At 48.3% G+C, this 13505-nt stretch carries 12 protein-coding genes; all 12 read left to right on the top strand.

Annotation, left to right across the window (positions count from 1 at the left end; translation table 11 throughout):
* Positions 1-159: 159 nt before the first annotated feature.
* Positions 160-993 (top strand): diaminopimelate epimerase, encoded by an 834-nt coding sequence (gene dapF / locus MKZ12_RS20135; protein ID WP_339261474.1) that lies wholly within the window; start codon positions 160-162, stop codon positions 991-993.
* A 214-nt stretch (positions 994-1207) separates the two neighbouring features.
* Positions 1208-3097, top strand: coding sequence for a bifunctional homocysteine S-methyltransferase/methylenetetrahydrofolate reductase (locus MKZ12_RS20130; RefSeq protein ID WP_339235687.1), 1890 nt, complete (start codon positions 1208-1210; stop codon positions 3095-3097).
* 19 nt (positions 3098-3116) lie between these two features.
* On the top strand, positions 3117-4016 hold the full coding sequence (locus MKZ12_RS20125) for a YicC/YloC family endoribonuclease (protein WP_076211386.1): 900 nt from the start codon (positions 3117-3119) through the stop codon (positions 4014-4016).
* Between the two features lie 51 nt (positions 4017-4067).
* A complete protein-coding gene (locus MKZ12_RS20120) occupies positions 4068-4328 on the top strand; it encodes a DUF370 domain-containing protein (protein WP_006209218.1) in 261 nt (86 codons plus the stop codon).
* Positions 4329-4341: 13 nt separating this feature from the next.
* Positions 4342-4914, top strand: a complete 573-nt coding sequence (gmk, locus tag MKZ12_RS20115) for a guanylate kinase (protein WP_017687445.1) — start codon at positions 4342-4344, stop codon at positions 4912-4914.
* Positions 4915-5072: 158 nt separating this feature from the next.
* On the top strand, positions 5073-5285 hold the full coding sequence (rpoZ, locus tag MKZ12_RS20110; RefSeq protein ID WP_036614619.1) for a DNA-directed RNA polymerase subunit omega: 213 nt from the start codon (positions 5073-5075) through the stop codon (positions 5283-5285).
* A 139-nt stretch (positions 5286-5424) separates the two neighbouring features.
* Positions 5425-6660, top strand: a complete 1236-nt coding sequence (gene coaBC / locus MKZ12_RS20105) for a bifunctional phosphopantothenoylcysteine decarboxylase/phosphopantothenate--cysteine ligase CoaBC (protein WP_339256316.1) — start codon at positions 5425-5427, stop codon at positions 6658-6660.
* Between the two features lie 3 nt (positions 6661-6663).
* On the top strand, positions 6664-9213 hold the full coding sequence (gene priA / locus MKZ12_RS20100) for a primosomal protein N' (RefSeq protein WP_339235682.1): 2550 nt from the start codon (positions 6664-6666) through the stop codon (positions 9211-9213).
* A gap of 117 nt (positions 9214-9330) precedes the next feature.
* Entirely contained in the window at positions 9331-9819 is a 489-nt protein-coding gene (gene def / locus MKZ12_RS20095; protein WP_017687449.1) for a peptide deformylase, read from the top strand.
* A 12-nt stretch (positions 9820-9831) separates the two neighbouring features.
* Positions 9832-10785, top strand: coding sequence for a methionyl-tRNA formyltransferase (gene fmt, locus MKZ12_RS20090; RefSeq protein ID WP_339256314.1), 954 nt, complete (start codon positions 9832-9834; stop codon positions 10783-10785).
* The gene (gene rsmB, locus MKZ12_RS20085) at positions 10782-12209 is read left to right on the top strand and encodes a 16S rRNA (cytosine(967)-C(5))-methyltransferase RsmB (RefSeq protein ID WP_339256312.1); all 1428 of its coding nucleotides are present in this window, start codon (positions 10782-10784) and stop codon (positions 12207-12209) included. Before fmt ends, rsmB begins: the two co-directional genes overlap by 4 nt.
* A 254-nt stretch (positions 12210-12463) precedes the next feature.
* The gene (rlmN, locus tag MKZ12_RS20080) at positions 12464-13504 is read left to right on the top strand and encodes a 23S rRNA (adenine(2503)-C(2))-methyltransferase RlmN (protein ID WP_036614609.1); all 1041 of its coding nucleotides are present in this window, start codon (positions 12464-12466) and stop codon (positions 13502-13504) included.
* Position 13505 lies beyond the last annotated feature (1 nt).

Here is a 13505-nt window from a genome sequence, read left to right as displayed (position 1 = left end):
TTTCGTTATGCTATCCTCAAAATGATTCGAAGCGGCAGCTTTGGCATTTTGCAGGATAGCTTTTTTGTGTAAACGTTGAATATGAATTTCTATGGTAATCCTGTAGAAGAGCAAGAATATAGCTTTGGCAGCAGACTGCCAAAAGGAGTGGGCAAGATGATGGAATTTACGAAAATGCATGGACTTGGTAACGATTTTATCGTTGTATTTGGTGAAAAGGAGCTTCCGGCAGATGCTGCAGAATTGGCTGTGAAATGGTGCAACCGTTTCTTCGGCATTGGTGCGGACGGCCTGGTCTATATACTGCCTTCGGAAAAGGCGGACTTTCAGATGCGCATCATGAACTCGGACGGATCGGAAGCAGAACAGTGCGGTAATGCCATTCGCTGTGTATCCAAATATGTATACGATCATGGTCATGTTAACCAGGAGCAAATTACCATTGAGACGATTGGTGCAGGGGTACAGCCTGTGAGTCTCAACATTCGTGAGGGTAAAGTGGAAACGGTTCGTGTGGATATGGGTGAGCCGATCCTGAACGGTCTTCAAGTGCCTACAACAGTGGATGCCAATCCGGTGGTTGATCACTACATTGAAGCGAACGGACATGCGTTCAAATTCACTGCCGTATCCATGGGTAACCCGCATGCCGTTATCTATGTTGATGATGCTGTTAATTTTGATCTCTCGACGTGGGGCCCGCTTCTTGAAGTACATCCCATGTTCCCGAAAAAAATCAATGTGGAATTCGCAACAGTTCGTGACCGTGGATATGTGGACATGCGTGTATGGGAACGCGGAGCAGGCCCAACACTTGCTTGTGGAACTGGAGCTTGTGCAACACTGGTATCCTCTGTCCTGAATGGACATACAGATCGTACAGCAGTCATCAGCCTCAAGGGTGGGGATCTCCACATTGAGTGGAATGAAGCTGACAATCATGTGTACATGACTGGACCGGCTGAAGTTGTTTTCAAGGGAATCACTTCATAAATAAGAGAACGGTGTAACCCAAGAGGCCTGCGGGCCTCTTTTTTTTGTTAAAGGACAGTGCGTGTCTCCTGTACAGAGACATATTGGGTGTTATGTGGAAAGAAAGTCCATATGAGCTGGATATTCAACAAAAACCTGTGTTTTTCTTCGTTTTTTAGCGTTTTTTGTGTTACATTAGTATGAAAATGATCACAGCTAGGCGGGGGGAAAAGGGATGAAGGCGGATTTGCGCAAAGTTATGCAGGAACGAGTTCTCATTGGAGATGGGGCCATGGGAACCTATCTGTACCAAATGGGATTCCCGGTAGGGATTTCATATGAAGAGTTAAACTTGATTTCACCTGAAGTAGTGGCAGAAGTACATCGCCGTTATCGGGACGCAGGTACAGAGATATTTGAAACGAATACGTACTCTGCCAACTATGACAAGTTGTCCAAGTTCGGTTTGGAGTCCAAGGTGGAGGATGTGAACCGGACCGGCGTTCGTATTGCCAAAGAGGTGGCTGGAGCTAACGGTTATGTTCTTGGTGCAGTAGGCTCTATTCGCGGAGGCAAACGGACAAACGTCTCCACAAGTGAACTGAAACGCTTTTATCAACAACAGATCTTTGCACTGCTTGATGAAGGCGTGGATGGTATTCTGCTTGAGACCTTCTATGATATCGAGGAAATGGATATTGCCCTTTTGCAAGCGCGCAAGCTAAGTGATCTACCCGTGATTGGACAGTTCGCGGTAGAGGATGTAGGACACACACTGGACGGATACACAATGCCCGAAGCATTCCGGATCATGCGGGAGCAGGGTGCGGACGTGATTGGTTTTAACTGTCGCTCAGGTCCAAATGGAATTATGCGTGCCATGGAAACCGTCTCCGGACGTATTGGTATTCCAATGTCTGTTTATCCGAACGCGGGTGCAGCAGATTATGTGGATGGTCAGTTCCGTTATGGTGCGACTCCGGAGTACTTTGGTCAGACGGCAGTGCAATTTGCGGAACTCGGTGCCCGTATTATTGGCGGATGCTGTGGTACAACGCCCGATCATATTACCGCCATGAAAGAGGCGCTCGCAGATTACGTACCTTCGCCTATTTTGGAGCCTGATCCATCAGAATCCAAACCGCGTATTGTACTGCATGAGCATGTGGATGAGCGCTCCGGACGTGGAGGCCAGCCTACGATTGTTGATCTGGTCAAGCAGCGTCACACGGTCATTGTTGAACTTGATCCGCCGCGTGATTTGGACATTGCCAAGTTCATGAAAGGTGCCGAGACCCTAAAGGCAGCAGGAGCAGACGCTCTGACACTGGCCGATAATTCATTAGCGGTTACACGAATGAGCAACATGGCGCTGGGTCACCTCGTTCAGGATCGCACGGGTCTCCGTCCATTGGTGCATATTGCCTGCCGTGACCGGAATCTGATTGGAACGCAGTCCCACATGATGGGGTTTGATGCTCTGGGCATTAATCACGTACTGGCTGTGACAGGTGATCCTGCAAGATTTGGCGATCTGCCGGGTTCAAGCTCGGTATACGATCTGACCTCTTTTGAAATCATACGCATGATCAAACAGTTGAACGACGGGGTGGCCTTCTCGGGTAAACCGTTGAAGCAGAAAGCTGGCTTTGTTATCGGAGCCGCATTTAATCCCAATGTGAAATATTTGGATAAAGCTGTACAACGTCTGGAGAAGAAAATTGCCTCTGGTGCAGATTACATCATGACTCAGCCTGTCTATGATCCGGAGTTGATTGTGGCAATGCACGAAGCGACCAAACACCTGGATGTGCCTATTTTTGTAGGTGTAATGCCACTGGCAAGTGGACGGAATGCAGAATATCTGCACAACGAAGTTCCCGGAATTCAGCTTTCGGATGAAGTGCGTTCCCGTATGGCAGGTCTGGAAGGCGAAGAGGGCCGTGCGATGGGGGTAAAAATTGCCAAGGAACTGCTGGACGTAGCAACAGCACATTTCAAAGGCATCTATCTTATGACACCGTTTATGTTCTACGGCATGACGGCCGAACTGACTCAATACGTATGGGAGAAGTCGGAGCATCAATGTCCTACTTGTTTCAACCCTAATAATCAATTACAATAGTAAAACGGATGTGATGCCGATGTCATTCAGTATGACCGGATACGGTCAATCCGCCTTTCATTTTGGCGGCTATAAGGTACAATTAGAGATCAAATCTGTTAATCATCGTTATTGCGAAGTGATGATGCGTCTGCCAAGAGAGTGGACGTATTATGAAGACGGTTTGAGGAAAATCGTACAGAGTCGTTTGAAACGTGGGCGGATTGATGTTTATGTAATGAAAGAAAAAGAGGAAGACCAGGCTCTTCCCGCTGTTCTGAATGAACAGACGGTCAGGGCCTATCTGCAAGCTGCAGAGCAACTGGAGACCCAATATGGAATGCAGGGCAAACCAAGTATTGTGGATATGCTTGGGCTGCCGGACGTTATGGTTCATTCGGATGGGACAAGTTCCATTCCCGAAGAGCAGAAGGACGAATGGGAGCGAGTTTTGCAGGAAGGATTGAAAGAGGCACTGTCCAGCCTTGAACAGATGCGCGCTCGCGAGGGTCTTCATCTGGCCAGTGATCTGGAACGGCGTATTACCCGTCTGGAGTCACTGCATACCGAGATGCTTGATCTTGCACCGACTGTGGTAAGTGATTATCGCAACAAGCTAAGACAGAGGCTTACGGAAATGCAGGAAGAAGGCTCTTTCCCTTTTGATGAGCATAAATTGGGTATGGAAATTGCAATGTTTGCCGATCGTTCTAACATAGAAGAGGAGCTTACGCGTCTACAGAGTCACTTTGGACAGAGCAGGGAACTGCTGAAGAGTGATGAGCCCGTAGGTCGTAAGTTGGACTTTCTAATTCAAGAGATGAATCGGGAAGTCAATACGATTGGATCAAAAGCCAACCATTTGGCTCTGGTGAATCGTGTTGTCGAAATGAAGGCGGAACTGGAGAAGATTCGTGAGCAAGCTGCGAATATCGAATGAACGGCCACATTTCGGCAAAAGAGTCGCATGTATAGGGGGAAGAACCTGATTATGGCAATCAAACTCATTAACATTGGATTCGGTAACATCGTATCGGCGAACCGGATTATATCCATCGTGAGTCCGGAATCGGCGCCGATCAAGAGAATTATACAAGAGGCAAGAGATCGTCACATGCTGATTGATGCAACGTACGGAAGACGTACTCGTGCCGTAATTATTACGGATAGCGATCATGTCATTTTGTCTGCAGTTCAGCCTGAGACGGTCGCCCATCGTCTTTCTTCGAAAGATGATGATAACGACGAATAAAATGGAGTGTAATATGTCTAAAGGATTACTGGTAGTGTTGTCCGGCCCATCTGGGGTCGGGAAGGGTACGGTATGCAGCGCTTTACGCAAACGGGTGCCGGAATTGATCTATTCCGTATCGGCGACAACCCGTCAGCCTCGTCTGGGTGAAGAACATGGTGTGAACTATTTCTTCAGAAGTCATGAAGAGTTCCAGAACATGATTGCTGAAGATCAATTGTTGGAACATGCGGAGTATGTCGGTAATTATTACGGAACACCGCGTGATTTTGTAGAGAAAACGATTAACGAAGGCCGTGACATCATTCTGGAGATTGAGGTTCAAGGCGCGTTAAAAGTGAAAGAGAAATTCCCGGAAGGCATCTTTGTTTTCCTGCTTCCTCCTTCATTGGACGAGCTGAAAGATCGCATTCAGGGCCGTGGTACCGAGAGCCAAGCGACCATTGATCACCGGATGTCCGTGGCGGTCGATGAGATCAGTCTGCTGGAGCAGTATGATTACGCTGTTGTTAATGATGAAATTGATTTGGCGTGCAAGAGAATAGAAAGCATCATAATCGCCGAACATTGTAAGATCAATAAATAATCCCTTTTGCCGCTGCAGAATGCGATATAAGTGGGGCAGTTGTCATATCATGTACTGAAGCACTCCCTTCGGGGAATGCCTGGATGAGAAGACATGCCACATCCGTTCTGTCAGGCGGCAACTTGCGATTATACTAATGCGAAGAGGTGTTTGTTAATATGCTGTATCCTTCTATTGATGAAATGATGAACAAAGTCGACAGCAAGTATTCCCTTGTTGTTGCTGCTTCCCGCCGGGCTAGACAGCTACGTGAAGGTGAAAAAACGGATTTAAGAGGTGCGAGATCCCATAAACAAGTTGGCGTTGCACTGGAAGAAATCTATGGAGACCTGCTCGTTGTCATCAAAGGACAGGACGAAGAAGAAGAGTAAGCCGCCTGCGGCTGCTCTTCAACTGCATACGGCGTAAGCCGGATTAATTGACAACCGCGAGGTTGTTATTTTTTTACGAATAAGCATATTTCAATGAACTCATTGTTTAGATGTCGTATAAATATCGGGGGAAATAAACATGTTGAACGGTAAAAAAATCGTGCTTGGTGTGACAGGCGGCATAGCCGCATACAAAGCAGCAACATTATGCAGCAGACTGGTGCAGAAGGGTGCGGATGTTCATGTCATTATGACAGCTTCTGCTACACAGTTTATTACCGAATTAACGCTGCAAACGTTAACCCGAAACACCGTATATACCGATACATTTGATGAGCGTGAGCCAGCAGTCGTATCTCATATTCATCTGGCTGATCTGGCTGATCTTGTTCTGGTTGCCCCGGCTACCGCCAATGTAATTGCCAAGATGGCACATGGCATGGCCGATGATATGCTCTCAACAACGCTGCTTGCCACGACAGCTCCTGTCATGATTGCTCCAGCGATGAATGTACATATGTATGATCATCCAGCGGTAAAGCATAATATGAACCTGCTTGTTGAACGGGGTGCCATGATGATTGAGCCGGGCGAAGGCCTGCTTGCGTGTGGTTATGTAGGCAAGGGCCGTCTGGAAGAACCGGAGAGCATTGTGAATGTGGTGGAACGTTTCTTTGAACAGCGCGAGTCCGCAGACCGTACAAGGAAAGAACAAGCTTCACTATTACAAGGCAAGAAGGTAGTTGTTACGGCTGGAGGTACAATTGAGCGAATTGACCCCGTACGATACATTACGAATGATTCGTCTGGCAAAATGGGATTTGCCATCGCTGCAGCTGCGCGTGATCTGGGGGCCAACGTGAAATTGGTCATGGGCAATACACAAGCCAAGCCGCCAGAGAACGTTGAGTTGATCCCTGTGCAGTCAGCACAGGATATGTATGAAGCCGTAACACGCGAGTGGGACGATGCTGATATCGTGGTTAAGGCGGCGGCTGTTGCCGATTATCGCCCTAAGGAAGTTTACACCGAGAAGATCAAGAAGAAAGGCGACACGTTGTCGCTCGAACTTGTTAAAAATATAGATATTCTTGAAACGCTGGGCAAACAGAAAACCCATCAGTTTTTGATTGGTTTTGCTGCGGAGACTCAGTCCGTTGAGATGTATGCACGTGAGAAATTGGAACGGAAAAACTGTGATCTGATCGTAGCCAATGACGTAACCCACACGGGTGCAGGATTTGGAACAGACACCAACGCGGTACATATCTATGACCGGGAAGGTTTGGTGGAGGAGCTACCAGTGATGGCCAAGGACGATGTGGCTCATCGGTTGCTCCGGATTGCGGCGGAGCGCATTGCCGGGAGGAATTAGGATATGGAGATTGCCAAGGTCATTGTCGATGTTCCCGTGAAGGATACAGACCGGCCGTTTGATTACCTGGTACCTGAATCGATGAGGGAATGGATCGAGATTGGCAGCCGGGTGGGTGTACCTTTTGGACATCGGACGGTGCAGGGATTCGTGATTGATCTTGTGCCGCGTACCGGAGAGGAAACATTCAAGCTCAAGCAGATTCAGGAGTTACTGGACATTGTCCCCCCATTGTCAAAGGATTTGGTGGAGTTGGCTGAATGGATGAGTGGGCGTTATGCCAGTAACCGGATTCTGTCTTTGCAGGTCATGGTACCGACCGCATTGAAAGGAAAAGCAGAGCGATACATCTCGCTGGGAGATGCACTTGATGGACAGATGGCGGGTGCACAACCGGATGATGAGGTGTTATTTGTTTGGGGAGAAGAGTCTACGAACGAGAAAGTGCAGCAGGATATCATCCGTTTTGTCAAAAGTCGGGGTCAGGTACCGTTGCAACAATTGAGTCGAAAATATCCCAATCATGCTGCACTAATTAAGAAACTATTACTTGGTGGTGTGCTGCTTGAGAGTCAGGCGATCAAGGACAAGCTGAATAAAAAAACGATGAAATCCGTTGATCTGGCTGTAGATATTGCTGCTGCTCAGGAAGCACTTGCTTCATTCCCGGCGAAAGCACAGCGGCAGAAGGAGATTCTGGCTTTTTTGCTGGAAATGAAAGAGCTGCTGCCCATGCCGATGAAAGAAGTGTTATCCACCCTGCAGGTATCGGCGGCGACGATGAAGGGACTTGAGGAAAAGGGATTAATCGTCACCGAGGACGTAGAGGTCTTTCGTGACCCTTATCAGGGCAGGAAGTTCCAAGCAACGGAGCCGCTGGTTCTGACCGATGAGCAAAAGCATGTCTACAACAATATCAATGGCCGATTGCAGGAACAACGCCACGGGGTATTTTTGCTACATGGTGTCACAGGCAGCGGCAAGACGGAAGTCTACCTTCAAACCATTCAACAATGCATCGAGCAGGATCGGCAGGCCATCGTACTGGTACCCGAGATTGCATTGACACCACAGATGGTGGAACGTTTTAAAGGGCGATTCGGCGACCAGGTTGCGGTCATGCACAGTCGTCTGTCCGGCGGTGAACGTTATGATGAATGGCGCAAAATTCGTGAGGGCCAGGTGAAGGTTGCGATTGGGGCGCGTTCAGCCGTATTTGCTCCATTCAGTCGGCTTGGGTTGATCATTATGGATGAGGAGCACGAGACTTCCTACAAACAGGAGGAAACGCCGAAATATCATGCCCGGGATGTAGCGGTTAAAAGAGCACAGCAGCATCAGGCCGTGGTTGTTCTGGGTTCAGCGACACCTTCGCTGGAAAGTTACTATGCGGCACGCTCGCAGAGTAACGATGATTTTGCACCACTCTTGCTGGAGATGCCAACACGCGCACTGGGTAACAAGCTGCCCGAGGTGCGAATTGTTGACATGCGCGAGGAGTTGAAGGATGGTAACCGCTCCATGTTCAGCAGGGCTTTGCACAAAGGGCTGGAGGAGCGCTTGGAGCGTGGTGAACAGACGGTGCTCCTGCTGAATCGCCGGGGATATTCGACCTTTGTCATGTGCCGCAGTTGTGGATATGTAGCAGGTTGTCCCGAATGTGATATTTCACTGACGTACCATCAGCGCTCCAATAATCTCCGTTGTCATTACTGTGGGTATGCGGAAGCCGCTCCGGAAGTGTGCCCGGATTGTGGAAGTGAGCATATTCGATACTTTGGTACAGGTACACAACGGGTCGAGGAAGAGCTTGCGAAGCTCTTTCCGGGTATTCGGGTCATACGGATGGATGTAGATACAACAACGGAAAAAGGGGCTCACGAGAAGCTACTGAAACAGTTTCGTGAGAAAAAGGCTGACGTATTGCTTGGCACCCAGATGGTTGCGAAGGGGCTCGATTTCCCTGATGTGACTCTGGTTGGCGTGATAACAGCGGATTCAGCATTGAATTTGCCTGATTTTCGTGCTGCCGAAAAAACGTTTCAGTTATTAACACAGGTAGCTGGCCGAGCTGGTCGGCACCAATTGCCTGGTGAGGTGTTTGTTCAGTCCTATACGCCGGAGCACTACTCTATTGGCCATGCGAGTAAGCATGACTATGTATCGTTTGTACGTGAGGAACTGCTGCATCGTCGTAATTTGCAATATCCGCCATACTGTCGCCTGATTCTGGTGACCTTTTCGCATGAGCAACTTCCGGTGTTGATTCGTCTTGCCGAGAACTACACGCGGATACTGAAAGAGAAGGCTAATGCGGCCGGATGGCTCGGCAGTCTGGATCGATTCAGTAATGAGGCCTTTGATGTATTAGGGCCGGTAGCGTCCCCGATTCCCCGGATCAAGAATAGATACAGATTCCAATGTATGATAAAATGGCGGGGGGATGTAGACGCCATAGGACTCGCTCTGGCAACAGCCCGACGCATGGACGATGATGTTCAGGCGCAAAAATTGCTTATTAGTCTGGATGTAGACCCGCAAATGTTAATGTAAGCATTTTGCAGCAATGCGGATGTAAACAAGCGGTATAAACATAGATTAAAATGAATACCCCAAAAATACAGAATATCGTCCTGAAATTATGATGAGGATTAGGAAGGTGCTTACAACATGTCGATTCGCATTATCGTGCAAGAACCAGATGAGGTGCTCCACAAGAGAGCTAAAGAAGTAACCAAAATTACACCAAATGTACAAAAATTGCTGGATGATATGGCGGATACCATGTACGATGCGGAGGGTGTAGGTCTAGCTGCGCCGCAAGTTGGTATTTTGAAACGTCTGATTGTTATCGACGCAGGTGATGAGCAAGGGCTGATCAAGATGATTAACCCGGAGATCATTGCAAGTGAGGGAGAACAGTTCGGACCGGAAGGATGTCTGAGTATCCCTGGAATTAATGGCGATGTTCGCCGTTTTGAGACCGTTACGGTTAAAGGTCTGGATCGTGAAGGCAAAGAGTTGATTATTACGGGTAGTGGCTTGCTGTCCCGTGCATTCCAGCATGAGATTGATCATCTGGATGGCGTACTCTTTACGGATGTCGCCGAGAAAGTGTACGAAATTGCAGCCGATCAAACGGGACCGCGTCGTAATTAAGGAGTGATCGATTTGAATATTGTTTTTATGGGAACACCTGAATTTGCAGTTCCTTCTCTCGATATGCTGATTGCAGAGGGGTACCATGTGGTGGGTGTGGTGACTCAGCCTGATAAACCACAGGGACGCAAAAAAGTACTTACGCCAACACCGGTTAAGGCCGCGGCAGAACGCCACGGTCTGCCTGTATTTCAACCCGTTAAACTGCGTGATCCGGAAGCGGTAGCCCGCTTGGCTGAATGGAAGCCGGACCTGATCGTGACTGCGGCTTTTGGCCAGATTCTGCCCAAAGCCGTGCTGGATATGCCTGTTCGCGGTTGTGTGAATGTGCATGGCTCTCTTTTGCCGAAATATCGGGGAGGAGCTCCAATCCAACGTTCCATTATTAACGGGGAATCCGTGACAGGAGTCACATTGATGTATATGGCTGAAGGCCTGGATACCGGAGATATGATCTCGCGTGTGGAACTGCCAATTACAGACGAAGATACATCAGGATCGATGTTTGATAAATTAAGTGAGGCTGGTTCCAAACTGCTTCAGGCAGAAATGCCACGATTGATTGCAGGCGAGACAACGGCAGTCCCTCAGGATGATGCTGAGGCTTCGTATGCTCGCAATCTGACTCGGGATGACGAGAAGATGGACTGGAGTCGTACTTCACGTGAATTGTTCAATCAGATCCGCGGCCTTGTGCCGTTTTCGGGTGCATTTACGATGTGGGATGATCAGGTCTTCAAAGTATGGGCTGCGGCTAACCCCGATCAGGTGGATCTGGAAACCTCTTCGGATGCTGGACAAGCAGAGCCAGGAACAGTGCTGCAATTGAACAAGACAGGGATTGAAGTTCGTACAGGTAATGGATCTCTGTGGTTGACTGAGGTGCAGCCTGCAGGTAAAAAAGTGATGAAGGCGGCTGACTTTGCCCGTGGCGGTACATTGAAATCTGGAACGGTGCTACGATGAGTGGTAACACACCAGGTCGTTCGTCGGGAAAAGGTCATAAAGCTACAAGTGGTGCATCTCGCCCCCAGAAACCCAAAACATCTGCTCGTGCATTGGCAGTCAAGGTTTTGAGTGCTGTTGAGCAAGATGGAGCATACAGTAATCTGGAGTTGAATCGTCGTCTGAAAGAGGCTGAACTGAGCCCTGCGGATGCTGGACTAGCTACCGAATTGGTGTATGGAACAATCGCCAGATTGAATACACTTGATTATTATCTGGAACGGTACGTCGCCAAAGGAGTATCCAAACTGCAACCTTGGGTTCGCAGTCTGCTGCGGATCAGCGTATATCAGATGATATATCTGGATCGTATTCCGGAGCATGCCGTGGTGAGCGAAGCGGTTAATCTGGCGAAGAAACTGGGCCATCAGGGAATCTCGGGAATGGTGAATGGTGTACTGCGCAATATGATTCGCAATCGGGATGAACTTCGTATTCCAGAGAATCTGCCGGTTGCCGAACGTATTTCACTGGAACATTCCCACCCGTTATGGATGGTTGAGCGCTGGATCGCCTATTATGGCGCGGAGACAGCGGAAGCAATCTGCCGTGCGAATAATGAGCCTCCAGCAGTGAGTGTCCGAGTTAATACAACAATGACCACACGGGAGAAACTGATGCATGAGATGGCAAGCACAGGTGCAGTCGTTGAAGCTTCTCAGTTGAGTTCGGATGGAATTCTTGTACGCAGTGGTGGGAATATGGCACTAACGTCCTGGTATCGGGACGGCTTGTTCTCTGTACAGGACGAAAGTTCCATGCTGGTTGCTGAAGCAGTTGCACCAGAAGAAGACCAAATTGTATTGGATTGCTGCGCAGCTCCGGGTGGTAAAACAGCTCACATGGCGGAGAAAATGCACGATCGCGGTCGTATTGTCGCGAACGATGTACATGCTCATAAGCGCCAGTTGATCCTGGATCAGGCGGAGCGTCTCGGTCTGAGCTGCATCGATGCTGTAACTGGAGATGCTCTTGATCTGAACGAGAGGTATCCGGAAGCATCGTTTGACCGCATTTTGCTGGATGCGCCATGTTCCGGCCTGGGTGTTATTCGGCGGAAACCCGATGTAAAATGGACCAAATCCGTAGAAGACATCAAAGATATCGCAAGCTTGCAACGTGAACTGCTTGATCGTGTTGCGCCGTTGTTAAAACCAGGTGGTATTTTGGTGTACAGCACATGTACAATTGAGCCTGCTGAGAATGAGGATATGGTCGCAGACTTCTTGAATCGACATCCGGAATATCGTCCAGCAGAAGTAGCTGTCTGGACTGAATCGGAGACAGCGAATTTGAAGGTTGTGAACGGAGGCGTTCAGATTTTGCCACAATACGCTCACAGCGACGGATTTTTCATCGCACGGTTGACAAAAACAGTGGAATAACAGTTTAATAGAGCACGGAAGCACGGCCGCCGAGGGGAACTTCGGCGGATTTCTTTGTGATGGGACTTCAGCATAATGGTTAGAGAAAAGGGATGACAGGGTGCGATGGCGGCATTCAGGTGTTATAATGCATGAAGTACAGATATCAAGGGTATACATGGATGTAACGTGGTCTTTGTGATAGAATAGGACGAATGGAACGAAAAGAAGGAAGCCAAACGAAAAGAAAAGAAGGAATAGGTGTTGACAACAAAATGAAACCTTTTATATATGATTATTCTCTGGAACAATTGCAGCAATGGGCTGTGGAGAATGGGGAGCCGGCGTTTCGCGGTGGTCAAATCTTTGACTGGATTTATGTAAAACGCGTGAATGATTTCAGTGAAATGACGAATCTGTCCAAGCCATTGCGTGAGAAGCTGACAGAGCAATTTGAATTCGTAACGCTTAAGGAAATTACAAAGTTTGAATCCAAGGATGGAACGGTTAAATTCCTTTTTGGTCTTCATGATGATCATGCCATCGAGACCGTAATTATGAAGCATAACTATGGGAACAGCATCTGTGTAACCACGCAGGTTGGATGTCGTATTGGTTGTACGTTCTGTGCATCTACATTGGGTGGACTCAAGCGTAACCTTACGGCTGGAGAGATTGTTGCCCAGGTTGTACAGGCTCAGAAAATTCTGGATGAACGCGGCGAACGTGTCAGCAGCATTGTAATCATGGGTTCGGGTGAACCTTTCGAAAACTATGAAGCAACGATGACTTTCCTGCGCATCATGATTCATGAAAAAGGATTGAACATTGGTCAGCGTCACATCACGGTATCAACGAGCGGAATTGTTCCGAACATCTACAAGTTTGCAGATGAAGATACACAGATTAACCTCGCCATTTCGATTCATGCACCGAATGATGCACTTCGTTCGAAATTGATGCCGGTTAACCGTCGTTTTCCTTTTGAAGACGTAATGGAGTCCCTTCGTTATTATCTGGCCAAAACAGGTCGGAGAATTACGTTTGAGTATGCACTGATTGGTGGCGTAAACGATCAGCCAGAGCATGCAGCGGAACTGGCAAGTGTGCTTAAGAACATGTTATGCCACGTGAATCTTATTCCGGTTAACCATGTACCTGAACGCAAGTACGTAAGAACATCGAGAAGCGACATTTTCAATTTTCAGAAGATTCTCTCGGAACAGGGTGTTAATGTAACCATTCGTCGTGAACAGGGACATGATATTGCTGCCGCTTGCGGTCAGCTTCGTGCAAAGCATATGGAGTTGAGGTGAG

The sequence above is a fragment of the Paenibacillus sp. FSL R5-0713 genome (assembly GCF_037973325.1).
GTDB lineage: Bacteria > Bacillota > Bacilli > Paenibacillales > Paenibacillaceae > Paenibacillus.
The sequence above is the reverse complement of the archived record's forward strand: the minus strand, read 5'-3'. Positions and strand labels throughout refer to the sequence as shown.

Excerpts from the sequence above, each read along its gene's own strand:
- rlmN (WP_036614609.1), top strand. The coding sequence starts at position 12,464 with ATGAAACCTTTTATATATGATTATTCTCTGGAACAATTGCAGCAATGG.
- dapF (WP_339261474.1), top strand. The coding sequence starts at position 160 with ATGGAATTTACGAAAATGCATGGACTTGGTAACGATTTTATCGTTGTA.
- MKZ12_RS20130 (WP_339235687.1), top strand. The coding sequence starts at position 1,208 with ATGAAGGCGGATTTGCGCAAAGTTATGCAGGAACGAGTTCTCATTGGA.
- MKZ12_RS20125 (WP_076211386.1), top strand. The coding sequence starts at position 3,117 with ATGTCATTCAGTATGACCGGATACGGTCAATCCGCCTTTCATTTTGGC.
- rpoZ (WP_036614619.1), top strand. The coding sequence starts at position 5,073 with ATGCTGTATCCTTCTATTGATGAAATGATGAACAAAGTCGACAGCAAG.
- rsmB (WP_339256312.1), top strand. The coding sequence starts at position 10,782 with ATGAGTGGTAACACACCAGGTCGTTCGTCGGGAAAAGGTCATAAAGCT.
- priA (WP_339235682.1), top strand. The coding sequence starts at position 6,664 with ATGGAGATTGCCAAGGTCATTGTCGATGTTCCCGTGAAGGATACAGAC.
- coaBC (WP_339256316.1), top strand. The coding sequence starts at position 5,425 with ATGTTGAACGGTAAAAAAATCGTGCTTGGTGTGACAGGCGGCATAGCC.
- gmk (WP_017687445.1), top strand. The coding sequence starts at position 4,342 with ATGTCTAAAGGATTACTGGTAGTGTTGTCCGGCCCATCTGGGGTCGGG.
- def (WP_017687449.1), top strand. The coding sequence starts at position 9,331 with ATGTCGATTCGCATTATCGTGCAAGAACCAGATGAGGTGCTCCACAAG.
- MKZ12_RS20120 (WP_006209218.1), top strand. The coding sequence starts at position 4,068 with ATGGCAATCAAACTCATTAACATTGGATTCGGTAACATCGTATCGGCG.